The sequence below is a fragment of the Vagococcus sp. AM17-17 genome (assembly GCF_003471765.1).
Taxonomy (GTDB): domain Bacteria; phylum Bacillota; class Bacilli; order Lactobacillales; family Vagococcaceae; genus Vagococcus; species Vagococcus teuberi.
On record NZ_QRJY01000001.1, the window covers coordinates 360,280 to 385,377 of the forward strand.

Genomic DNA, 25,098 nt, shown 5'->3' on the forward strand with positions numbered 1-25,098 from the left:
TCCATCGAATTATAGTATCATTATGGTGTTGGCACCATTGATAATTTATAAGTAATACTTGATTCATACAACGCTTCTTTAGGATTAGCTGTACTTGGCACACTTAAGATAACAGATGATTTATGTGGTTTGTTATCGTTTAACAACCCAATATTTCCATCTTTCGACTGTCCGTAAGAAAGTACCCATGTTCCCATACCTTGACCTTTATCAGCTTTTAAGACGATATGACTTTGCCCTGGAATTAATTCAAGCCCACCTGTTAAGCTGGAGTCAGTTGCTTTTAGAGATGATGCAGTATGTACTGGCATTGTTTTTACATCAAAACCTTCTTGTAACATATTTGGAGATTGGATATTTCCATTACCAAGTACTAATTTTGCACCCGTTAATTCATCATTGCTAGATGATTTAAATTGATTATCCTGTGCAATTTGTAACACCCATCCAGCTTGTGTGCCACGTTTATCACTGACTTGTACGTAATTACCTCTTAATACATCACTACTTTTAAAGCGTTGTGCAAATGCACCGTAATTTTTTAATGTTGTTTCAATCATTGGCTGACCGAAAGAAAAATTAGATGCATAATCAATTGATAATAATCCACCTGTTCCTGATTTAGTATCTGTTCCATCAGGATTGACTGGTGTTAAGGTGTCATTAGGATTTTCAGGGTCAACTGGTTTCACTACACCATCAGATTTATTGAACGTAATTTGTCCAATAATACTATAATCAAGTGATGGTTTATCTTCTGGCGTTGGTGGCGTGTCCGACTCTTTTTCTATTCTGATACTTTGAGTTAGAACATTGTTTTTACCAAGTTTTACTCGGAAATTATACTCTCCGTCAAATTCAACAAAATAAGAAACCTCAACGCTTGCTGTTCCTTTACTATCAGCTTTCACTGAGAACTTATCAGAATAACCAATTTTTTCACTTAGTTGTCCGTCAGCAATTTTTGTTTTAGCTACTTGATTTCCAAGTTCAAACCCATTCTGAGCTATTGGTGTATAAACACCAAACTGATAATCTTTAACTTCTGAATTTGGTGTTAAACCTTCCATCGTGATTGTCGCTTTGTTTAATTGATTAGCAACAGGTTTATCTGTAAAGACAACGGTTGTTCTTGGTTGTGCTGGTGCTTTATCAGCTGAACCAAAACTTCCAGGTGCAAACGTCGAAGAATCAAACCATTTATATCCAGCTTGTGGAGCCGCCCATGGTTCATTTTGGGGTTCAGTCGTTTTTTCTGGTTGTTCATAGTCATGTATCTTAGTCATTTCTGATAAAACAATATCACTTTGAGTAAAGTTTTTATATGTTTCTTTTTCAGCTAACCAATCAACCAACTGCATTAAAACTTTGGCATCATCTGCTTCTTTAAACCCATCATATGTTTTTTTCGATTTACCGTTTTCTTCTCTTAAATATTTTGGAGAAGCATCTTCAACTAATGATGTATCGCCTAAAAAGGCCGCTTTACCATTATCACGTTTACTAATAGCAATATATGGACCTTCTTCAATACCACCACCATTATAAACACCATCGTCAACTGCGTGTCCCCATTTATGAGCACTTGTTAAGCCTTTTGGTGGGTAGACTAAACCTTTTGCTCTTGTATTATCTGTAATGGCTAGCGTACTTCCAGCATGCAAACCAACCTTTTTCACATCTTTTGTAATACCAAATGCCTCTTCAATAATCCACTCTTGTTTGTTGTTATCTATATTATCTAAAGCATTATATCTAAAACGAATACCAAACGTATCACTTAACCAATCACTACTTTTAACATCTTTCATTGTGTCAGAATTTTTTTCTTCTGCACTCATGTCTTTTGTCATATCATGATATGCTCCACGACGATAACCATTAAAAGCCTCACTTGAATCAATACGATTTTTATTTCGATCGGCGTTATAGTGATCAGCTATATAAAATACTGCCCCGCCTTGGCTCACGTAATCTGCGATAGCTTGTTGTTCACCAACTTTATAAGGAATATTAGCTTCAGGTAAAACAAAGACATCATATTCTTTTAAGTCATCTAAAGTAATAGGGGTTGTTTTTCTTAATTCTTTCACAAAACACCCTTTATTTGCTAAAGCGTTTGCAAAATCAGAAAAAGCACCATCAATTACCCAATCTGCCGCTCCTGCTGTTTGACCATGTGTGTTATCAAACAACACTTTCTTATGATTGATTGCCACACTTGAAGCGTTTATCTCCGGTGCTTTATCAAGTGCTGTTTCAGCTCCAACTGAAACAGAAACAAACATTGCGCTTGCTAGAACTAGTAACAAACGCGAAGTGAACCTAGACTTTCTCATTTCTTTCTCTCCTTTTCTTTGTCAGTTATTTTACTGACTAATCAAAGTATAAATTCCATTTGTAAAGTTTATGTAAAATATATGTAAAGTTTAACGAAACTAGCTTTTATACCTAAAAACGTTCAGTTATAAAACGAACTATCTGTTTATAAGCGTTTTACAAGGATAAACCATTCGTTAATTAAGTTTTTTTTTACTATTAATATATTAGTTTCTTAATAAAATAATAAAGAATTTAATCTCTATAAATCATCAGCTAGTTATTTATTTGTTAAATAAAACTTATGGTATAATGACAAAAAAGAAAAGGACGTGGTGCCTATGCTATATTTCAAGTTACCTGTTAACCATAAAGTTAGTTTAGTCAAACCAGAAATCAATATGTCTAACGAATTTTTCAATTTAGTTCAAAAAAATAGTGAACATTTAGCTGAATTTTTAGATTTTGTTAGTCTTACTAAAGAAGTAAAAGATAGCGAGAATTTTATAAAACGATCTATTTCCCAGGAAGCACAAGGAAAAGAAAATGTCTTTTTTATAACTGATAATGATAAAATAATCGGTTGTATTGATTTACATAATATTGATATGACACATAAAAAAGCTGAAATTGGCTATTGGTTAGATAAAGATTACACGAGAAATAATATTACCAGTGACTGCGTAAATAAAATTTGCCAACTAGCATTCGATAAATTAAAACTTAACAAATTGATTATTCTTGCTGAGGAAACAAATACGGCAAGTAACTTAGTTGCTAAAAAGGTAGGATTTTACTTAGATGGTATTGAGCGAGAAGATCTATTTAGACAAAACAAATTTGTGACGATGAATAAATACAGTCTGTTAAAATCAGACTTTAAAACAAAATAGTATATTGTTAATAAAGCTAAAATAAACACGCATCAAGATATAATCTGAATTATTTATATGGCTCTATGAGATGATAAAGGACTGATGAATCAAAATCTGATTTATCAGTCCTTTATATTATACTAAAAGTTTAGGATGCATTATATTTTATTTTGCTTCTACGATTTCTTCTTTCGAGTGAATTAATTGCGTTAAAAACTCACAGTAAGGGGTTGGAATACCGTATTCTTTACCTTTACGTACAATCGCACCATTGATGTAATCAATTTCAGTTAAACGATTATTAATAATCAAATCTTGATACATTGATGGGTGATGCAATCCAATTGTTTCTCTGTTAAAACAACCATTGATTTGTTCGATCACTGCTTCTTCATCTAAAAAGACATTTTCTGCTCTTGCTACAGCTAAGAATTCAGATACAATTTTTTGTACAATTGGTTTAGCAACTGATGTATCACCAAAGTCTGCCATATTTGAGTCAAGGATTGTACATAAACCATTCATCGTACCATTCACACAAGCTTTACGATAAATTGACGTTAGAATATCTGAAGATACGCGTGCATTTAAATCAGCATTCGTTAACACATCAGCTACTTTTTGTGCCACATCTTCTTTGCCTTCACCTAAGTTTTGTAAGTCAACACTTCCATTACCAAAGAGAGTCACTTTACCAGGACCTTCCATTCCAGCTGTCCACATTGTATTACCTAGTAGAATATTGTCATAATCAACATATTTTTTAATCACATCTTCATGACCGACACCATTTAATAAGCATAGTACAATTGTATCTTTGCCTAACATGTTATCAAGTGATTGAAGCATGTTATCTAGTTGCATTGCTTTTGTAAATAAAATAACTAAATCTGCTGAGAAATCAACATCTGATAAATCATTTTGATTATATGCAGGAATGAATTCTGTTACATCTTGACCATTAAAATTAGCTTTTAATCCATTTTGGTTAATCTCGTCAATGTGTTGTTGCCAACCGTCAACTAAGATCACATTTTCTCCTGCCTGTTTTAACATAATACCAAAACGACTTCCCATTGCTCCAGCACCTGCAATAACTATATTCATCTATAATTCCTCCAATTATTCTTATTAATATTTTTCAATCTTTATGTTATTATAAGTATAAATCGTTTACAAATGTATTGTTTTGTATTATTTATTTAATATAATAAACGTATACTTAATAATATGAACACTATTTTGAAAAGAGGTCCAACTATGAATATTCAACAATTAAAGTATTTTATTGAGATTACACAAACCCGTAACTTATCAAGTGCGGCAAGAAACTTATTTGTCACACAACCAACTTTGTCACTTTCTATAAAAAAACTTGAAAGCGAATTAAATACATCATTATTTGTTCATACTGATGAACCCTTCCAATTAACAACTTCTGGGGCTTACTTATATGAAAAAGGGGTTGATATCGTTGAACAGTTCGACCAATTGATTGAAGACATTCATCAAATGAATGATCGAACTGAACAAAAACGAATCAAGATTGGTTTAACGACCCTATTCTCTGTACAGTTTATGAAAGAAATTTCAACATTTTTGCAAACGCATCCATACATAGATTTAAATATCATTCAAGATGGATCACCTGAATTACAAACTAAACTTAAAAATAAGGAAATTGATATTGGTTTAATCTCTTTTCCAAATAATCATCCAGAACAAATAAATATAGAGCCATTAGAAACAACAACAAAAGGTTATAACGTTTATGTCGTTGTTCCTGAAAATAATCCATTATCTAAGAAACATGAATTGACGTTCAATGACTTAAAAGGCCAACGTTTTTCATCTCTATCAACGAAGTATATGATTGGCCGTTTACTACTAGAAAGAAGTCGTTTCTTTGGATACGAACCTAACATTATTTTGCAAAATGATGATCTGCAAGTTTTAATCCATAGTTTGCAAAAAAACGACTCCATCTGCTTGTTACCAATTGAATATGAAATTGTTGGAAAAAGTGACAATGTTAAGTGGATTCCTCTTAAAGATAGATATGCTCATTTTCCAATTGGTATTGCTTTAAGAAAAGACTTTAATATCACTTCTGATATAGAAGACTTCATACAAGCAATTAAGCAAAACTAACCTTGGTAAGCAAAGACTACTTTGCTATCATAAAGTTTTAAAACTTTTTCAAAGATAAATTTAGATAACAATCCAGCAGCAATTGGAACTAAGAACCAGCAAATAATTAATAGGAATATGTTTAACCCTGAATCAAGTGATGCTAATGGTCCAACAAGACCAACTAAACCAAAACCAGCTGATTGTGGTGTACCAGATACATTTAATAATGCAACTGGGATTGCTGAAATCACCGCTGTAAATAATACTGGCACTAATATGATTGGGTATTTAAATAGGTTAGGCATCATCATTTTCATTCCACCTAATGCAATAGCTAATGTCACACCTGACTCATTAATCTTCCATGAATTGATAACTAATACAATCGTTGTAGCTGCTATTCCCATAGCGGCTGCACCGGCTGATACGCCGTTTAATCCAATGGCTAAACCAATTCCGACTGTTGTGATTGGTGAAATAATCAGTGCCGCAAAAGAACACGCAATTAAAATACTCATCACGATTGGTTGGAAATCAGTAAAGTTATTAATTAATTTTCCAATTGCTACAGTGATTTGTGTCACGAATGGATAAGTTAACATACCAATTAAACCAGCACCAATCCCTACAACAATAGGCATCGCAATAATTTCAACAGAACCAAATTTACTTCCAATATATAGCATCATTAAAACAGCAACAGAAGCTGTAATCATAATATTAATGATGTCACCTGTTCCAGCTCCAACATACGAACTCACTTCAGTATTAAATTTAATCACACCTGATCCAGCAAATGCTGCACCACCTGCTATCATCATTTTTGCCGGACTAAGACCAAATTGATGAGCAATTAACGCCCCAATAATTAGTGGTGTCGCTAATTGGAAAATAAGTCCTGCATGGATAATCATTTGTATAATGTCATATTGTGAGAAATATTTTAAAATTGCTCCTAATACCGCGTTTGGAATCAAGGCAATAATCGTACCTTGAGCTGTACCTGCTAAAACCTTATTAAGAAATAGGCGTGGGGTTAATTTTGTTTCTTCTGTTTTTGTCATATCAAAAACTCCTATTAGTATTATTTTTAAATTAGTTTGAGAATGATTGCACTTACTTAAAGAAAGAAGGAGATTTCCCAAAGTAAATTGAGAAATCTAATTCTTTACATGACAGTTTAATAGATAATGATAGTTTTTTAGTAGATATCAGATGCAGATGAGAAGTTAGCTAGGTTTTCTTTCACATCTCTTAAGAATTGACCTGCTTGTTGTCCATCTAAAATTCTGTGGTCGATTGACAGACATAGGTTAACCATATCTGCTGTTTTGAATCCACCATCTTTAGTTGGAACAATACGTTTATTAATTGATTCAACTTGTAAGATAGCTGCTTGTGGGTGATTGATGATTCCCATTGATTGAACTGATCCTAAAGTACCAGTATTGTTCAATGTAAATGTGCCACCTTGCATATCTTTTCCTTGCAATTTGCCATCTCTTACATCAGTTGCTAGACGGTTAATTTCTTTGGCAATACCAGCTAGAGATAAATTATCAGCATTGTGAATTACTGGAACATATAAATGCTCGTCAGTTGTCACAGCAATTGATAAGTTAATGTCTTTATGGTAAACAATGTTTCCATTATCCCAAGATGTGTTGATTTTTGGATTTTTCTTCATTGCTTGTACAACAGCTTTAGCAAAGAATGGGAAGAAGCTTAAAGACATCCCTTCATTTTTCTTGAACTCATCTTTTGTTTTGTTACGTAAATTAACAATATTTGTTACATCAGCTTCGACCATGATCCAAGCATGAGGAATTTCATTAACACTTTGTACCATTTTCTTAGCGATTGCTTTTCTTACACCATCAGCCGGTACAACGTCTTGAGAAGCAGTTGATGTTGCAACTGGTGCTGTTGTTTCTGATTTTGGTGCTGTTGTTGTTTCTTCAACTTTAATAACTGTTTCTTCAACAACTGGCTCTGATTTAACTACTTTAGCTGGATCAAAGTTCATAATATCTTTACGAGTGATACGTCCATCTTTTCCAGTACCTTCAACGTCATTTAAATCAATGCCTTTTTCTTGCGCTAAACGAACCACCGCCGGAGAGAAACGTCCTGCTGCTTTATTAACAGATTTTTTCGCTTTTGGCTCAGGTGAAGATGCGATTACTTCTTCTTTTACTTCCTCTTTCACTTCTTCAACTTCTTGTGTTGAATCATCTTCGCCTTCAACTTCAAGCGTCATTAAAGAGGTACCGATTGGAACATCTACATCTAATTCAACTAATGTTTCTTTCACAACACCAGCAAAGTCTGAAGGAATTTCAGTCGTTACTTTGTCTGATACAACTTCCATTAATGGGTCATATCTTTTTACTGTGTCACCTGGTTTAACAATCCATGAAACAACACTTGCTTCCGTAACACTTTCCCCTAAATTGGGCATTTTAATTTCTTTAATAGCCATAACTAACTTCCTCCTAAATTTTTAATACTCTGCCAATTCTATCATTGCTTCGATTACTTGGTCTTCATTTACCAAGAATTCACGTTCTAATGTTAAAGAGTATCCCATACTTGGTGCATCAGGACCAGCTAAACGTTTGATTGGTGCATCTAAATCAAATAACGCATCTTCAGAAATCATTGCTGCGATTTCACTCATGATACTTCCTTCTTTGTTGTCTTCTGTTACTAATAAAATTTTTCCAGTTTTCTTAGCTGCATTAACTAGTGTTTCTCTATCTAACGGATACAATGAGCGAACATCAACAACTTCTGCATCAATGCCTTCTTTGGCAAGTTTTTCAGCTGCAGAAATAGCGTATTGTAACATCATTCCATAACTAATTACTGTGATGTCGCTACCTTCACGAACAACGTTTGCTTTGTCAATTGGTACAATATAATCATCAGTTGGAACTTCCGCTTTTAACAAACGATATAGACGCTTGTGTTCGTAGAAGATAACTGGATCGTCTGAACGAATTGCAGCCTTAATCATTCCTTTTGCATCATATGGATTTGATGGTGTTACCACTCGTAATCCTGGTTGACCTGCAAAGATTTTTTCAGTTGACTGAGAGTGATATAATCCACCACGAACTCCCCCACCATAAGGCGTACGGTAAACAATTGGCGCTGTCCAATCACCTTTAGTACGGTAACGCATTGTTCTTGCTTCAGATAAAATTTGGTTTGTAGCAGGTAAAATGTAGTCAGCAAATTGGAATTCTCCAATTGCACGGTATCCCATAACACCTAAACCAACAGCTAATCCACCAATCAAGCCTTCAGTTAATGGTGTGTTAAAACAGCGGTTATCTCCATATTTGGCTGCTAAACCTTTTGTTACACCAAACACGCCACCTTTATCTCCACCTACGTCTTCACCAAAGATTACAACTTTTTCGTCACGAGCCATTTCTTCAGATATTCCTAAATTAATTGCCTCTAAATATGTCATTTCAGCCATTGTCATTCATTCCTCTCTTTTTCCTAAAATTATTTCGCGTATACTTCGTCTAATAATGATTCTGGAGCTGGATCTGGCATTGCTTCTGCTTCGTCAGTTGCTTTGTCGATTTCAGCGCGAATTTCTTCATCCATTTTATCCATCTCTGCTTGAGTTAAGTAACCTTCGTCGATTAACTGTTTTTCAAATACATCAATTGGGTCACTTTCTTTCATTTTTTCGATGTCTTCTTTAGAACGGTAAATCGTTTGATCATCATCTGCAGAGTGAGAAGTTAAACGGTATACTTTCAATTCGATTAATTTTGGACCTTTACCACTACGAGCATCTTTAACTGCTTTTTTAAATGTTAAGTAAACTTCTGTAAAGTCATTTCCATCAACAGTGATTCCTTCAAATCCATAGCCATGAGCACGATCAGACATGTTCTCGTTAGCATATTGTTCTTCAATCGGAACACTAATCGCATAGTTATTATTTTCTACCACGAAGATAACTGGTAATTTCTTAACTCCAGCAAAGTTCATTGCTTCTTGTACTTCACCTTGGTTAGCTGACCCTTCCCCTGTTGTTGTTAAAGCAATATAGTCTTTTCCTTCTAATTGCGCTGCATATGCTACACCAGTTGCTAAAGGCATTTGTGTACTTACAGTAGAAGCAAATGACACAATGTTATGTTCTTTTGAACCATAGTGGTTAGGCATTTGACGACCATGTGAAGAAGGGTCTGCATCTTTACCAAATGAACCTAAGATAATGTCTTTAGAAGTCATCCCCCATACTAAACAAGCAGTCATATCACGGTAATATGGTAAGAAAATATCTTTATCATGTTCAAAAGCCATAGCCATTGCAACTTGAGCAACTTCTGCTCCTTGTCCTGAAATGTTAAATGACGTTTTACCAATACGAGTTAATTGCCATAAACGTTCATCTAAACGACGACCTCTTTTAACCTCGTAATAAGCTTGTATCATTTCTTCTTTACTTAAACCTGATTTTTTTAACGTTTTCATTTTTCATCAACCTTTCCTTTATTTATGAATTGCTTTTTTATATGTATCGAGTGCTGCTTCTTGAATTGCTTCTGACAATGTTGGATGTGGATGAATCGCCTCCCCTAATTCAATTGGTGTTGCATCCAAATAAATAGAAGTACTTGCTTCAGAAATTAAATCTGTTGCATGTGGACCAATAATGGATACACCTAATAAATCATCCGTTTCTTCATCTCTTATAACTTCAACAAATCCACCTTCACCACCATAAACAAGTGCTTTTCCGTTTCCAGCAAAACTAAATGTTCCAACTTTTGCTTTCACACCTTCTGGGACATTATCTTTTGAGTACCCAACACTTGCGATTTCTGGATTTGTATAAACACAACGTGGAACATTTGTGTAGTTGATTGTGTCAACGTCTTCTTCTAGAAGGTGACTAACTGCAATTTCTCCTTCTTTCATTGCAACGTGTGCTAATTGAAGTGTATCAATACAATCTCCTACTGCGTAAATATGATCTTCAGTTGTTTGGTAGAACTCATTCACTTGAATGCCTTTATCATCAAACTTAACTGATGTGTTTTGTAAGCCAATACCATTTACATTCGGCTTGCGTCCGATAGCAACCATGACTTTGTCAACTGTTAAACTATCTTGGCCTTCTATATCGACCACAACTTCTTTACCTTTGATGTCTGCTTTAGATACTTTGCTACTTAGAAGTACTTTAATACCACGTTTTTCTAGACTTTTCTTCAATTCTTTTGAAATGGTTGGGCTTTCATTAATTAACAAGCGATCTAAGAATTCAATAATGGTTACTTCAACGCCTAAACTATTTAATAGAGACGCCCATTCAACACCAATCACACCACCACCAACAATCGCAATTGATTTAGGCAATGTTTCAATTTCTAACATTCCGTCTGATGAAAGAATGAATTCTTCATCTAATGGCAAATTAGGTAAAGTTTTCGGTGATGAACCTGTCGCGATAATGACATTTTTAGGGACGATGATTTCTTCTTCTTTTGATTTATCATGAAATGTCACAGCAACCGCTCCAGAAACTGGTGAGAAGATAGATGGCCCTAAAATTGCCCCTTCACCTTCAAGAACTCGGATTTTATTTTTTTTCATTAATCCTTCGACACCTTGATGAAGTTGATTAATGATTCCTTGTTTTCTTTCTTGTACTTTTTTAAAGTCGACAGAAAAGTCTTTTACATTCTCAATACCAAACTCCTGTGCATCTTTGATTGTGTCAAATACTTCTGCACTTCTTAATAATGCTTTTGTTGGGATACATCCTTTATGTAGACATGTTCCACCTAATTTACTTTTTTCAACAATCGTGACATCCAACCCTTTTTGTGCTGCTCTAATTGCTGCAACGTAACCACCAGTTCCGCCACCTAAAATTAGTAAGTCTGTTTGTTCTGCCATCTTTTTCACTCCTTCTATTTGTTACACTAAAGCGTAGTCTTTTGCTTCTTCTTTTCCTTTTAGTACACGCCATGCTCCTTCATATAGAGCTTGCATTTCCATCTCACCTGGGAAAGCTTTAACTGGTGCAATCCATTCAACACGAGAAGTAATTTGCTTACGAATTGAGTCTGAATAAACGGCACCGCCTGTTAAGATGATGCTATCTACTTCACCTTTTAGTACAACAGACATTTCCGCAATACTTTTAGCTACTTGATAAGACATGGCTTCTTCGTAAAATGCTGCTTCAGTATCGCCAGCTTTAATACGTTTTTCGACTTCTCTTAAATCAGTTTCCCCAAGATATGATTTCAGCCCACTGTTACCTGCTATCATTTTTTTCACATCAGCTAATGTTAGATTTTCTTCAACAATCAGATTGGCAAAATCAACTAGTGGTAATTCCCCACTTCTTTCTGGTGAAAAAGGACCTTCACCATCTAAGCCGTTTACAGCATCAATCATCTTCCCATTTTTATGAGCACCAACACTAATCCCACCGCCTAAATGAGCGACAATCATAGATGAAGTTTCATATTCTTTACCTAATTCTTCTGCTGTCACACGAGCAACAGCTTTTTGATTTAGGGCATGTGTAACACTTCTACGATTAATTCCTTTTAGTCCTGACACCTTTGCAATCGGTTCCATTTCGTCGACTACTACTGGGTCTACGATAAATGCTGGAATGTCGTATTCTTTTGCAAACTCATTGGCTAAGATAGCCCCTAAGTTAGAGGCATGTGTGTTATATTTTTCAGCTATCAAGTCACTTAATAGAGCCTCGTTTACTTTATACGTGCCACCTGGTATTGGTTTTAATAACCCACCACGACCAACGACAGCAACTAAACTGTCTTCTACTTGTTGTTTTGTGATAAATTCTTTTATTAATTCTGCTCTAAAATCCGTTTGACTAATCACATTTTCAAACTGCGAAATTTCTTCGACTGTATGACGAATCGTTTCTTCTGCAATTTGTTCATGATTTGAAAAAATAGCTAACTTAGTCGATGTCGATCCAGGATTAATAACTAATATATGTTCCATCAAAAAACCTCTTTTCTAAATTTGTTTCATGGCAAACTCTAAAGAATCAAGTTTACTTGCCGTTGTATCACTTCTTGAAGTCAATACCACTGGAACTTTTGTCCCGACGATTGTTCCACCGACTGTAGCATCAGCAAATAGTGTGAGTGATTTATACAAACTATTTCCTGTATCTATTTGTGGCACAACCAATACATCCGCATCCCCCATAATTGGTCCAACGAATCGTTTGTGTTCAACTGCTTCTTTAGATATGGCTAAGTCAAATGAAATTGGTCCAAATATTGCGGCATTTTTTTCGTCTTTAAATGCTTCAGTTACTTCAGTCGCTAATACCGATGATGGCATTTTTGGATTGTAATTTTCCGCCGCACTTAGTAACGCGATTTTCGGATGATCTAATCCGATTTTGTGTGCAACAGATTTCACATTTTCAACAATTTCAATCATTGTTTGAGTGTCTGGCGTGATATTCATCGCACAATCAGTTAACAGAAATATTTTATCTTTGGAAGGAACTGTTACCATGGCAACGTGTGATAAAACAGATTGCGTTTTTAAGCCATACTCTTTTTTTAGTAATTCTTTTAATAATGTATGTGTTTGAATAATACCTTTGAGGAGAATTTGAGCATGTCCATCAGCTACATATTGCACTGCCTTTTGAACTATTTCAGCCTCGTCTTTACAGTGGACATATTCCCACGTATCTGAATTTCCTATATCTTCTGTTTGGTCAAACACAACAAAATTCAGACTTTCTTTAAAACGATTTTTCGCTTCGTTTACCAACGTTAAAATCTCTGGTTGGGAACCACCGGCGATTGATACTGTTATCATTTTTATTCACCTCATTTATTTCTTTGTGACTACACTCATACTGTACCAACTAATGTAAACGCATACAATTTGTTGTTTTTTATCTTACTATTGGTTTTATTTATAGGTTCTATAAACTTTGTTAATACAACGTTTATAAACTAGTTATTTCAAACACTAACCGTATTTTAATGTATTGTTAATTAATTATTTCACTTGGATAAAACAAAAACCGTACAAATATTAGTAAAAAATACAATTTTGTGCATAAAAAAAGACCTCGATTTCTCGAAGCCTTCCTTTTTAAATCATTTTTCCTAACGCAACATCATAAACTTGATCTACTAAATCTTCTAAAAAGTCCATTTCGTGAGAAACAAGTAACACAGTTCCTTCAAATTGATTCAGTGTTTCTTTTAATGCATCTTTGCTTTGTTGATCCAAATGGTTTGTTGGTTCGTCAAGTACTAATAAGTTACTCTTAATTAAAGTCAAGTGACACAATTTCACTTTACACTGCTCTCCCCCACTAAGTTGGGATAACGGTTTACTCATATTATCATCATTAATGCCACTTTTAGAAAGAACACGACGCACTTCTTTATTAGATAGTTTTGGATGAACAACTTGTAACCAATCAATTGCTGACTGGTTTGGGTGTTCCCAATTTAAATCTTGTGAAAAGTAATTAATCTTCACGTCACGACTAATTTCAATCGTTCCCGATAGCTTATCTATCTCACCGATTAACGTTTTTAATAAGGTTGATTTACCAATCCCATTAAATCCTTTAATCGCAATTTTCTCACCCTTATGAAGTCTGAAATTAATGTCTTCTAATAAAGGAAACTCATATCCTACTGATAAATCATTTGTTTCAAGAACTAAATGACTATGACTCATTTCATACGGAAATTCAAATTTACCTGGTTTACCACTTGGTGGCGCAGCTAGTCTATCAATTTTATTTAATTGTTTCTCACGACTTTTTGCCATATTCGAACGACTTCCGGCTTTGTACTTTCTTACATAAGCTTCCAATTTATCAATTTCTTTTTGTTGTTTTTCATAATCTCTTTGATGTTGTTCTGCTTTTGCTTGTTTTTGTTTCATCGCAGCTTCTAGATTACCATTGTATTTTGTCAACGTATGGTAATCAATATCACAAATACATGTCGTTACTTTATTTAAAAAGTCTCTATCATGAGAAATCACGATATAGGTACTATCTAATTGATTTAAATAATCTGATAGCCAGTCAATATGTGAAACATCTAGGTAGTTTGTCGGCTCATCTAGTAAAAAGACGTCTGCTTTTTCTAGTAATAATTTTGCCAAACTGACTTTCGAACGTTGCCCACCACTTAACTTAGCCACTTCTTTATCTAAACCAATTGCAGTCAATCCTAGTCCATTTGCAACTTGTTCGATTTGTGTTTCTATTGAATAAAAGTCACTGGCTTCAAGTTTTTCTTGTTTTTTCCCAATTATTTCAAGTAACTCATCATCATACGTTGTGGCATACTCTTCATACATCTGTTGGATTTCATCACTCATTTTATATAAATGACTAAATGCTTGCTTTAAATAATCAAACATTGTGTCACCTTCACTATAGGTTAATTGTTGCTCCAAATAGGAAATCGTCATATTATTTTGCCAAACAATTCGACCTTCATCAGGCATAATCTCACCTTGAATTATTTTTAATAAAGTTGATTTTCCTGCCCCATTTTTTCCTGTTAAACCAAGATGTTCACCCTTATTTAAACGAAGTGATCCATTTTCATAAAGCATCTTATCTGGTAATTCATACTTTAAGTCATCAATCTCTAAAATACTCACTTTTGACTCTCCTTTTTACTAAAATCATCATAAAAAAAGAAAACAATTGAAAAATCAATCAATTGTTTTCAACTTAACACTTTATGATTCTATATAACGTCTTTAGTCTATATTATCTGTAAAATATATCACGCAACGTTTTATAAGTCAATTTTTAGAGTTGGGTGGCTATTGTCATCATCATGTTTATTAAATTTAGACTTCGGTAAATTCCAATCATATGTTAACCCAACAACTCTTAGTAACACTGTTAACACAATGATAAAAAGATATACTAATGAGTGCGTTGGACGATAAACATAAAGAGCGATTGCTATTAAAATCGACCAGCTACCATATATTTCAGCACATAAGACACTTGGTTTTTTTCCCGCAAGAAGATCTCGTATTAATCCTCCTCCTGTACCTGTCAATAACGCCGCCATAATAACAGGACCTATATGACCATTAATTCCTAATCCATACAAAGCCCCTTGAATACTAAATGCCGCTAGCCCGATTGCATCAGAAATAAGTTCTAACATTTTCATTGATGATAGCCTTTTCGGAAATAAATAAACAATGCCAATTGTTGCAAATGACACATAAAACAGTGTTGTCTGACTCCAAAAAATATCCATTGATAATCCTAAAATCAAATTTCTTAAAGCACCGCCACCAAATGCCGTGACAAATCCTAATACTGCAATCCCTAATAAATCATATTTTTCTTCTATGGCAACAAGTGCTCCAGAAAACGAAAAAGCAATCGTCCCAATGATACTTGTAATCTCTAAAATATCCATTGATCCAACCCCCTGAAACAATATAATACTACTTAAGTCATAGACTCTTTCATATTATAACTATTTCAAGGCAAATTTACGTCAATTTTCAAATTTTTTGGTTTAATAATCGTTTTTTTACTACAAAGCGGTTAAAAAAGTAATTATCCCAAAAATGACTCCCGGAAAATTTGCTAGTACAATCGGCCAATCTCGTGGCGTTTTTTTAAATCCGTAAATCGCCCAAAGTGAGCAGTTAATTGCTGCAACTAAGGGTTGAACAGGACTACCTTTGTCTCCAGCTAAATTATTACTTATTTGTGGGATGTACGATACATACATTAGAATTGCTGTAATGGTTGCAATCCAACTGATATACTTAATAAATGTGGTTTCAGACTGATTTGTTTTGGCAGATTTATTGTCTCCCATGTTTTTTCCTCCTATACGAAGCTCTTCTTATATAGTAGGATAACACACTTTAAAAAATAGGTTAATTAATAGCTATTAAAAAAACTATTAGCCAGTACAGACTAATAGTTTTATATATTTAAAGCTCTTCTCCATTTGTTTCAATCACTTTTTTATACCAATCAAACGAATCTTTTTTATAACGATTCATCGAACCATTTCCTTCATTATCACGGTCAACATAAATCATTCCGTAGCGTTTTTTCATCTCACCAGTTGTGAAGGATACTAAATCAATAATCCCCCAAGGTGTATAACCCATGATTTCTACGCCATCATAATCAATCGCTGTTTTAATAGCTTCAATATGTTTCACTAAGTAATCAATTCTATTTTGATCGTGAACTTCATTTGTTTCAGTTAGTTCATCAATTGCGCCAAACCCATTCTCTACGATAAATAATGGGATTTGGTAGCGATCATACAAGCGATTCAAACCATAACGCAAGCCTTCAGGATCAATTGTCCATCCCCAATCACTTGTTTCGATATATGGATTTTCTACACTATTTGGTAATCCACCATTCACCACATTACCTAAGTTATCGTTATTCACATCAGCTTTAACAACTGTTGACATATAATAACTTAAACCAACATAATCAACTGTTCCCTTAGCTAATATTTCTAAATCTTCTGGGCGAATATCCAGATTATATCCTTCACGTTCAAATTCTTTCATGGCATAACTTGGATAGTAGCCACGTACATGAACATCAGCAAAAAAGAATCGTTGACGCATCGCTTCTTCAGCTGCCATAATATCAGCTGGATTACATGAATAGGGATAGATTGGAACATGAGAGACCATGCAACCTATTTCAAAATTAGGATTTATTTTTTTACCAGCAATAACTGCTTTAGCACTAGCAACTAATTCGTTATGAGCAACTTGATACATGACTTCTTTTGCATTTTCACCCTCTGCCACACTTACACCAGAGTTAGTCCATAAAAAGATAGGATTATTAGTATCCATTTGGTTATTGATTTCATTAAAAGTCATCCAGTATTTTACTTTATTCTTATAACGCTCAAAACATGTAATCGCAAATTTTTCAAAAAAGTCGATCACTTTACGATTTCTAAATCCACCATATTCTTTAGCTAAATGCAATGGCATTTCAAAATGGGACAATGTAATAACTGGCTCGATACCATTTTTTAATAACTCGTCAAATAAATCATCATAAAATTGTAACCCAGCTTCATTTGGTGTGTCTTCATCTCCATTTGGAAAGATACGTGACCACGCAATGGATGTTCTTAAACACTTTAATCCCATTTCAGCAAACAATGCTACGTCTTCTTTATACCTATTGTAAAAATCAATTGCTTCATGGTTTGGATAGAATTTATCTACCTCAATTGTTTCTGTAATTTCTCTTGGTACACCATGTGCGCCTGCTGTCATAACATCAATAACACTTGGTCCTTTTCCATCTTGATTCCATCCGCCTTCGAATTGATGAGCAGCTAATGCGCCACCCCATAAAAAGTTTTTATCCATTTTTATCACCTCTAATTAAATTTTAAAAGACTATCGTTCACATTGACTATATTATTTTCCTCTATTTGAATAGATTTAAATTCAAAAGAATTCGTAATAATAACTGGCGTAATTAATGAATAACCTGCTTCTTCGATTTCTTCTGCATTAAATTCTAATAACAGGTCACCTTTTTTAACAGATTGACCTTGAATAACATGACATTTAAATGGTTTTCCTTCCAATTTAACTGTATCCAATCCAACATGAACCAATAATTCGATTCCAGTATCGCTCGTTAAACCAATGGCATGTTTTGAATCAATTACCATCGTTACAACACCATCAAATGGAGCATAAACTTTATTATCAGTTGGCTTAACGGCAACTCCAGATCCCATCGCACCACTAGCAAATACTTCGTCTGGTACATCAGTTAATGCTATGACTTCTCCAATAATTGGTGTTGGCATATCATAATTAACTAATGGCGCTTTTTTTACTTTTCCTTCAATGTCTTCACTTAACTCTTTATCTGTTTCATTTGTTTCACCAAATCCGAAAATCATTACTAAAGCTGCTGAACCAACAAGTGCAATCAGACATCCAATTACGATGCCAATGAATGAAGTTGGAAACTCACTATTAATTCCATTAACAACCGTTAATAAACTTGGTAACCCAGCGTAAGCAAAATAGTATGGATTGAAGAAACTAGCAACTATCGCACCGATTGCCCCGGATATACACCCAAAAATAAATGGTTTTTTAAATCGAAGTGTTACCCCGTAAATGGCTGGCTCTGTTATACCGAACAAACCTGTAATAAAGGCTGATAAAGAAACTCCTTTAAGTTCTTTGTTTCTAGTTTTCAAGAATACACCTAAAACTGCTCCTACTTGTGCTACGACTGCAATGGTTTGAAACGCTTGGAATGAATCTCTTCCATACATATCAAAGTTTGCCATAACAACTGGTGTAATACCCCAATGAACCCCAAAAATAACAACTACTTGCCAGAATCCACCAATTAATGCACCTGCTAGAGGTGGTGCAACTTGTACTAGACTGTTATAACCATTTGCGATACCGTTTGCGAGGAAAGCTGATGCCGGACCAAATACTAAAATAGTCACAGGAACCATGATAACCATACAAATCAATGGAGTAAGTAATGGCTTAACCACTCCAGGCAATCTTTTTTCTACAAATTTTTCTAAATAAGACAACAACCAAACCATAATAAGTGGCGGTAAAACTGATGATGTATAGACTGTTTCACTTAATGGAATGTTAAAAAATGTTAAATGCTTTCCTGAAGCAATCTCTGATGCCATTGTTGTCCAATCAGGTGACACAAGTGCCATTGATATCGCGACAGCAATATATGTATTTACTTTAAAATGCTTGGATGCCGTAATTGCGATAAAAATTGGTAAGAATGTAAACGGTGCCCAAGAAATGAAACTAAAAACACGATAAGTATCAGTTGACGCAAAGGCAGGATAAGCTAAATTAATCAAGATAAGTGCACCTTGTAGAATACCTGCTGCCGCTAAAATATAAACAAACGGTGCAAATACAGCAGACATTGTAGCAATAATACGATTTAGAATACTTCCTTTTGGTTCTTCCTCAGTTATATCAACATTTACTAATTCAGTAAACGCATCATACACTTCCCCTACGTGTGGACCAATCACTATTTGAAATTGTCCATTATTTATGACGACCGATATAACACCAGGTAATGTTGAAATTTTTTCTTTTGCATCAGTTGGAATATCTTTTAACACCAATCTTAATCTTGTTGCACAACGTGTAGCATTTAAAATATTATCTTTACCAAGTATTTCAACAATATCTTGTGCCAACTTTGAATAGTCTCTCACTTTACTCATGATTCGCCTTCCTCTCTAAACTTTATATATAAATAATAATTGTGCATGCACAATTTGTCAATACCTATCTTTTTTATTTTTTTGTGATAAAATAAAGAAAACTATCGTAACAAAACTTAAGAGATATAAATGAGGGGATTATTATGATGTTAAAATACGAAAAAATTGCATTATTAATTGAGGAATCAATTGTTGAAAATAACTTAAACCATGGTAGTAGGTTACCAAACTTTAAAGAATTGATAGAGACTTATCACGTCAGTAAAAGTACTATTGTTAAAGCATTGGATTTATTAGAAAAACGAGGAATTATCTACCAAATACAAGGTAGTGGTGTATTTGTTAGGAGAAAAAAAAGAAAAGGTTATATTAATTTCAGTGAAAATCAAGGATTTACAGCTGATTTAGGTGAATTTGATATTACATCTAAAGTATTAGAACTTAGTGAAGTAATTCCGCCATTGGAAGTTAGAGAGCATTTAAGTTTAGATGATAAAGAGAGTGTTTATTATGTTAAAAGAATACGATATATTAATTCTCAAGTTCTCTGTATAGAAGAATCCTATTACAATAAAACAATCATCCCTTACTTAAATGTTGAAATAGCAGAGCATTCTATTTTTGATTACTGTAAAACAGCTTTGAAATTGAATATTAGCTTCTCTGATAAATATATCCATGTCATAAAATTAAATAAAGATGAAAGTGACTTATTAGAATTAAATGAGGGGGATCCAGGATTATTAATTGATGAGTTATTTTACTTATCGTCAGGGGAAGCATTTGATTTTTCTAAAACAATCTATCATTATGTTAATTCTCAATTCTTTTTACAAAGTACAAAAATATATTCATAAAATAAAAAATAACCTTAACTTTTTAGCCAAGGTTATTTTTGCTCTTAATAATATCCAACATTTTCCCAATAAATATCTCTTTATCTTTTTGGGTAAATGCTTTAGGACCTTTTGTTTTCTTTCCTGCTTTACGCATTTGACTACCTATAAAACGTTGATTAAGTAACGTATCAATCGTACGTGTTGTATACTCTTGTCCGCTATGATGAAATACTCGCACTGGTTTTGTTAGTAAAAGAGAAGCCAAACCATAATCTTGAGTAATAATAATATCATGATCCTCTACTTCTTTTACGATACGATAATCAGCACTGTCACTTCCTTTATCTACGTAAATAAACTCAATAAAGTCTGGATAAATTTTATTTGTGTAGTGATCAATACTTGTCACGATAACAACAGGAATTTGATACGTTTCTCCTAATTGGATCACTTCATTTTTTACCGGAGACCCATCCCCATCAATGACAAAACGCATAAGTCACCTCCTAAAATAATCATTATCTATAATCAGTCATTAAGCCTTTTAAAAAATGTCTTGTGTAGTTGTCTCCACATACTTTGTAATTTCGATGTCCTTCTTTTCTTAAAAAAGCACTTAATTCACTTTTAGAAACACTTACTCCTGCCTCATCTAAATAATGAAGCATATCATCAGTTGTAAGAGACAAGGCAATTTTTATTTTCTTTAAAAAGACATTATTTGCGTTTCCTTCATGCAATTCATAGACTACCTTGTCATCATCTTTTTTACCACGCTGTGAAATAATCATGCCATTTAAAAATCTCTCAAACATTTCATCTTCTAACATATTTTCATATAAGTCGTCATCTATTTTATTTAACATTGATAAATACTCTTCTTTTGTAACAGTCACGCCACCTAAAGAAAAAAGCTCGACCATATCATTATCTTTAATATCAAGTGCGTATCTTAAACGCGTTAACCGATCATTGTTATTCATACCATACCTCTTTTTATGTAATAGAACCATTATAACATAGCCACTTCATTTATGAGAAACAAAAAAAAAATAGGCCTAACCCTATTTTTTTAATTTTAAATTTGGATAGTTTTTAAGCAAACGATTTAAATTGTGATGTTTTAATTTCAGTGGTTTGTTTTTCAAGTCTTGTAAAACTATCAATCTATTATGGTCTGATTCTTTGTTTTCAAATAAGTGTTTTAAACGATATTCTTTAATACCAGCATTTTCCTTATCACTCGTATCAATTGATGAAGCAACTTCTTTTTTGGTAGTCGCTGTAAAAATTAATGTTGAGATAACATCTACCGTAAATAAAACAAATAAAATAATGGGTCCAATATTGTTAGTTGCATTTATAAAGTTTGTAATGCCATCTTGTATGACTGGATTAATCACTTTAATTAGGAACAAACATCCCACTCCCCAGAACATTGAAACTGGGACAGCTACTCGTCCTTCAATATTAAAGGGAACATTTTTATAATCCCACAATGACATATTAAATAATTTTTCTAGTAACCAACTTGTTATAAATTCAATAATAGTCACAATCACAACAGAATTAAAATAAAGATTTAAAAGTGTACCTGATTTGTCTGGGACAAGTAATAAAACAGCTGTCACACCAAACCCATAAACAGGACAATATGGGCCTAATAAGAAGCCACGATACACAAAATGTCGTGCTTTTAACGAACAATAAACACTTTCCCACAGCCATCCTACAATGGAATAGGTTATAAATGTCATAAAGATATTTTCCACTATCATTTCCCCTTTTGTATACATTATATGTCTATGTTATAATCAACTAACTACATTCTATCAGAATGATGAATGAAATGCTTTTATTAATCTATCATATTTTAGAAAGAAGAATGACAATGACTTTTTTAGGAAACATTATTTGGATAATTTTTGGAGGATTTGCTGGTGGAATTTCTTGGTTTATCGCTGGGTGCGCGTGGTGTATTACTATTATTGGGATTCCAATAGGACTTCAATGCTTTAAAATTGCTGGTCTTTCATTTTGGCCTTTTGGAAAAGACATTGTTTACAATGGAAGTGGTATCTCATTTGTTGTTGATATACTTTGGCTTATCATATCAGGACTTCCATTAGCCATTGTCCACGTTACTAGCGGTATACTTTTATGCATCACCATTATTGGGATTCCTTTTGGAAAACAATCTTTTAAATTGGCAAAATTAGCACTGATGCCATTTGGTGCAGAAGTTGTATATAGGTATTAGTGTAAAAATTAAACCGTTTTTTGGTATTTTTTTGTAAAAACACAAATTTCATGTAAGATAATCTGACATAAAATTTGTGTTTTTCTGTTTTTTTAAATTATAATAAAAAAAATAGAAAAAAAGGAGAAACTTTATGAAAAATAAATATTCTTTATTTTCATTCATAGCTTTACTTGCCTCTTTAGTTGTTTTAGTTTTTGGAGTCAATGTCAAAGCAGAAGAACAAACATACACAATTGGGACTGATTTAACCTTCGCTCCTTTTGAATACCAAAATTCAAGCGGAACATATATTGGGATTGACGTTGATTTAATCAATGCTATCGCGAAAGATCAAGGATTCAAAGTGGATTTAAAACCTTTAGGATTTGATAGTGCGGTACAAGCTGTCCAATCAAATCAAGCGGATGGTATGGTTGCTGGTATGAGCATTACCGAGGAACGAAAAAAATCATTTGATTTTTCTGATCCTTATTTTGATAGCGGTATTTCAATGGCTGTTAAAGAAGGAAATAACTCAATCAAAAGTTATGACGATTTAAAAGGAAAAACAGTCGCTGCAAAAGTTGGAACTGAAAGTGCGACTTTCTTAGAAAAGAATCAAAAAAAATATGGTTATACAATCAAAAACTTTGATGACGCCACTGGACTGTATAAATCATTAGAAAATGGCGAAGCTGTTGCAATATTTGATGATTACCCTGTTTTAGGATATGCCATTACAAATGGGCAAGCTCTTCAATTAGTTGGTGAAAAAGAGACTGGTAGTGCCTATGGATTTGCCGTTAAAAAAGGGCAGAATCAAGAATTATTGGAAAAATTCAACGCTGGTCTTAAGAATTTAAAAGCGTCTGGCGAGTACGACAAAATTATCAATAAATATATTTCAACTGGTAAAGATACAAGTACAGAAGAAACCGCTGTTGACGAAACAAGTTTTGCTGGTTTCTTAAAAAACAACTGGAAAAGTTTACTCGATGGACTATGGATGACAATTAAGTTAACTCTAGTATCATTTGTTTTAGCACTTATTATCGGTATCTTAATTGGTTTATTTAGTGTTTCACCATCAAAAGTGCTGCGTCTTATCGCAACAATCTATGTGGATATTATTCGTGGTATTCCACTTATGGTGCTAGCTTTCTTCATTTACTTTGGTATGCCAGGGATTTTAGGTTTTAATATTCCTGTCTTCTTAGCTGGTATCATCACACTAACATTAAACTCAAGTGCCTATCTATCAGAAATCGTACGTGGTGGGATAAATGCTGTTCCTAAGGGTCAAATGGAAGCCTCTAGAAGTTTAGGTCTTTCGTATCATCGTGCAATGCAAAAGATTATCTTACCTCAAGCCATTAAAATCATGATTCCATCATTTGTTAACCAATTTGTTATATCTCTAAAAGATACAACCATTCTATCATCAATTGGTTTAATTGAATTACTTCAATCAGGTAAAATTATTGTGGCACGAAACTTACAAAGTACGATGGTTTACTTTACTATCGCATTGATTTATTTGATTTTGATTACAGCATTAACAAAATTAGCAAAAGTTTTAGAAAAGAAGGTGAACTAATTGGCTGAAAAAATATTAGTTGAGCACTTAGTAAAAAAATATGATGAACACACTGTATTAAACGATATTAATGTTTCTATCAAAAAAGGCGATGTGGTCTGTATCATTGGCCCATCAGGTTCTGGTAAAAGCACGTTTCTTCGTTGCTTAAATCAATTAGAAGAAATTACGAGTGGAAATATTATCGTGGATGGAACTAATTTGACTGACAAAAATACTAACATCAATAAAGTTCGTCAACATATTGGAATGGTCTTCCAACATTTCAATCTATTTCCTCATTTAACCATTTTAGAAAATGTGACCCTCGCTCCTGTTGACTTGGGTAAATTATCTAAAGCTGAAGCAAATGAAAAAGCAATTAGTTTACTTGAATCAGTTGGCTTAGCTGATAAAAAAGATAGCTACCCAGACTCTTTATCAGGAGGACAAAAACAGCGTGTTGCCATTGCCAGAGCATTAGCCATGAATCCTGATATTATGCTCTTTGATGAGCCAACCTCCGCACTTGACCCAGAAATGGTAGGAGACGTACTAAACGTTATGAAAGATTTAGCTGAGCAAGGAATGACAATGGTGATTGTCACTCATGAAATGGGATTTGCTAAAGAAGTGGCAAATCGTGTGATGTTTATTGATGGGGGTAATTTCTTAGAGGATGGTTCACCTGAACAAGTCTTTGAAAATCCTCAAAATGACCGTACAAAAGACTTCTTAAATAAAGTATTAAACATATAATAAAAAGGAATGACAGTAAGGTGATAAACCTTGTGAC

Annotated in this window: 23 protein-coding genes and 1 pseudogene; 6 read left to right on the plus strand and 18 right to left on the minus strand. The window is 33.7% G+C overall.

What is annotated here, in order from left to right; all coding sequences use genetic code 11:
• Positions 1 to 20: 20 nt before the first annotated feature.
• On the minus strand, positions 21 to 2,339 hold the full coding sequence (locus DW196_RS01760; RefSeq protein ID WP_118249722.1) for a WxL domain-containing protein: 2,319 nt from the start codon (positions 2,337 to 2,339) through the stop codon (positions 21 to 23).
• Positions 2,340 to 2,660: 321 nt separating this feature from the next.
• On the opposite strand from DW196_RS01760, the gene DW196_RS01765 reads away from it, so the two are divergent.
• Entirely contained in the window at positions 2,661 to 3,212 is a 552-nt protein-coding gene (locus DW196_RS01765) for a GNAT family N-acetyltransferase (RefSeq protein WP_079348157.1), read from the plus strand.
• A 147-nt stretch (positions 3,213 to 3,359) separates the two neighbouring features.
• Here the strand turns inward: DW196_RS01765 and DW196_RS01770 are convergent, their stop codons facing one another.
• On the minus strand, positions 3,360 to 4,301 hold the full coding sequence (locus tag DW196_RS01770; RefSeq protein ID WP_118249723.1) for a 2-dehydropantoate 2-reductase: 942 nt from the start codon (positions 4,299 to 4,301) through the stop codon (positions 3,360 to 3,362).
• A gap of 153 nt (positions 4,302 to 4,454) precedes the next feature.
• Here DW196_RS01770 and DW196_RS01775 point away from each other — a divergent pair, with 153 nt between their 5' ends.
• Positions 4,455 to 5,345, plus strand: coding sequence for a LysR family transcriptional regulator (locus tag DW196_RS01775; protein ID WP_118249724.1), 891 nt, complete (start codon positions 4,455 to 4,457; stop codon positions 5,343 to 5,345).
• On the opposite strand, the gene DW196_RS01780 is transcribed toward DW196_RS01775, so the two are convergent.
• From DW196_RS01780 to DW196_RS01835, 13 genes and pseudogenes are all read right to left on the minus strand, one after another.
• Positions 5,342 to 6,391 carry a PTS sugar transporter subunit IIC gene (locus tag DW196_RS01780; RefSeq protein ID WP_071456739.1) on the minus strand — a complete coding sequence of 350 codons (1,050 nt, stop codon included), beginning with the start codon at positions 6,389 to 6,391 and terminating at the stop codon, positions 5,342 to 5,344. The two genes, DW196_RS01775 and DW196_RS01780, sit on opposite strands and share 4 nt — an antisense overlap.
• 137 nt (positions 6,392 to 6,528) lie before the next feature.
• On the minus strand, positions 6,529 to 7,353 hold the full coding sequence (locus DW196_RS11730; RefSeq protein ID WP_370447140.1) for a dihydrolipoamide acetyltransferase family protein: 825 nt from the start codon (positions 7,351 to 7,353) through the stop codon (positions 6,529 to 6,531).
• Positions 7,347 to 7,809 (minus strand): annotated as a pseudogene (locus tag DW196_RS11735) (biotin/lipoyl-containing protein); the annotation flags it as partial. The pseudogene DW196_RS11735 and the gene DW196_RS11730, both read right to left, overlap by 7 nt.
• Positions 7,810 to 7,830: 21 nt before the next feature.
• Positions 7,831 to 8,817: an alpha-ketoacid dehydrogenase subunit beta gene (locus tag DW196_RS01790; RefSeq protein WP_071457830.1), complete on the minus strand. Its 987-nt coding sequence runs from the start codon at positions 8,815 to 8,817 to the stop codon at positions 7,831 to 7,833.
• A 29-nt stretch (positions 8,818 to 8,846) separates the two neighbouring features.
• Complete coding sequence (locus tag DW196_RS01795; RefSeq protein ID WP_118249726.1) at positions 8,847 to 9,833, minus strand: thiamine pyrophosphate-dependent dehydrogenase E1 component subunit alpha; 987 nt, start codon at positions 9,831 to 9,833, stop codon at positions 8,847 to 8,849.
• Positions 9,834 to 9,851: 18 nt separating this feature from the next.
• A complete protein-coding gene (lpdA, locus tag DW196_RS01800; RefSeq protein WP_118249727.1) occupies positions 9,852 to 11,264 on the minus strand; it encodes a dihydrolipoyl dehydrogenase in 1,413 nt (470 codons plus the stop codon).
• A 21-nt stretch (positions 11,265 to 11,285) separates the two neighbouring features.
• On the minus strand, positions 11,286 to 12,356 hold the full coding sequence (buk, locus tag DW196_RS01805; RefSeq protein WP_118249728.1) for a butyrate kinase: 1,071 nt from the start codon (positions 12,354 to 12,356) through the stop codon (positions 11,286 to 11,288).
• Positions 12,357 to 12,371: 15 nt separating this feature from the next.
• Entirely contained in the window at positions 12,372 to 13,196 is an 825-nt protein-coding gene (locus DW196_RS01810) for a phosphate acyltransferase (RefSeq protein WP_118249729.1), read from the minus strand.
• Between the two features lie 282 nt (positions 13,197 to 13,478).
• Positions 13,479 to 15,020, minus strand: coding sequence for an ABC-F family ATP-binding cassette domain-containing protein (locus DW196_RS01815; RefSeq protein WP_233541899.1), 1,542 nt, complete (start codon positions 15,018 to 15,020; stop codon positions 13,479 to 13,481).
• A 140-nt stretch (positions 15,021 to 15,160) separates the two neighbouring features.
• Complete coding sequence (locus DW196_RS01820; protein ID WP_079348138.1) at positions 15,161 to 15,805, minus strand: trimeric intracellular cation channel family protein; 645 nt, start codon at positions 15,803 to 15,805, stop codon at positions 15,161 to 15,163.
• A gap of 120 nt (positions 15,806 to 15,925) precedes the next feature.
• Positions 15,926 to 16,216 (minus strand): SemiSWEET family transporter, encoded by a 291-nt coding sequence (locus tag DW196_RS01825; RefSeq protein ID WP_071456731.1) that lies wholly within the window; start codon positions 16,214 to 16,216, stop codon positions 15,926 to 15,928.
• Between the two features lie 118 nt (positions 16,217 to 16,334).
• Positions 16,335 to 17,765: a 6-phospho-beta-glucosidase gene (locus DW196_RS01830; protein WP_199566555.1), complete on the minus strand. Its 1,431-nt coding sequence runs from the start codon at positions 17,763 to 17,765 to the stop codon at positions 16,335 to 16,337.
• Between the two features lie 11 nt (positions 17,766 to 17,776).
• Complete coding sequence (locus tag DW196_RS01835) at positions 17,777 to 19,645, minus strand: beta-glucoside-specific PTS transporter subunit IIABC (protein WP_118249731.1); 1,869 nt, start codon at positions 19,643 to 19,645, stop codon at positions 17,777 to 17,779.
• 143 nt (positions 19,646 to 19,788) lie between these two features.
• On the opposite strand from DW196_RS01835, the gene DW196_RS01840 reads away from it, so the two are divergent.
• Positions 19,789 to 20,502 (plus strand): GntR family transcriptional regulator, encoded by a 714-nt coding sequence (locus tag DW196_RS01840; protein WP_233519173.1) that lies wholly within the window; start codon positions 19,789 to 19,791, stop codon positions 20,500 to 20,502.
• Between the two features lie 22 nt (positions 20,503 to 20,524).
• Here DW196_RS01840 and DW196_RS01845 read toward each other — a convergent pair whose 3' ends face one another.
• The 3 genes from DW196_RS01845 to DW196_RS01855 form a co-directional block, all read right to left on the minus strand.
• Positions 20,525 to 20,980 carry a YaiI/YqxD family protein gene (locus DW196_RS01845; protein WP_071456728.1) on the minus strand — a complete coding sequence of 152 codons (456 nt, stop codon included), beginning with the start codon at positions 20,978 to 20,980 and terminating at the stop codon, positions 20,525 to 20,527.
• Positions 20,981 to 21,002: 22 nt separating this feature from the next.
• Entirely contained in the window at positions 21,003 to 21,467 is a 465-nt protein-coding gene (locus tag DW196_RS01850) for a DUF1456 family protein (protein ID WP_071456727.1), read from the minus strand.
• An 81-nt stretch (positions 21,468 to 21,548) separates the two neighbouring features.
• Positions 21,549 to 22,241: a hypothetical protein gene (locus tag DW196_RS01855; RefSeq protein WP_118250194.1), complete on the minus strand. Its 693-nt coding sequence runs from the start codon at positions 22,239 to 22,241 to the stop codon at positions 21,549 to 21,551.
• Positions 22,242 to 22,375: 134 nt separating this feature from the next.
• Here DW196_RS01855 and DW196_RS01860 point away from each other — a divergent pair, with 134 nt between their 5' ends.
• The 3 genes from DW196_RS01860 to DW196_RS01870 all read left to right on the plus strand — a co-directional run bounded on the left by DW196_RS01860 (position 22,376) and on the right by DW196_RS01870 (position 25,061).
• Complete coding sequence (locus DW196_RS01860; protein WP_118249732.1) at positions 22,376 to 22,744, plus strand: YccF domain-containing protein; 369 nt, start codon at positions 22,376 to 22,378, stop codon at positions 22,742 to 22,744.
• Between the two features lie 133 nt (positions 22,745 to 22,877).
• A complete protein-coding gene (locus DW196_RS01865; protein ID WP_118249733.1) occupies positions 22,878 to 24,323 on the plus strand; it encodes an amino acid ABC transporter substrate-binding protein/permease in 1,446 nt (481 codons plus the stop codon).
• Positions 24,324 to 25,061: an amino acid ABC transporter ATP-binding protein gene (locus DW196_RS01870; RefSeq protein ID WP_118249734.1), complete on the plus strand. Its 738-nt coding sequence runs from the start codon at positions 24,324 to 24,326 to the stop codon at positions 25,059 to 25,061.
• Positions 25,062 to 25,098: the final 37 nt, after the last annotated feature.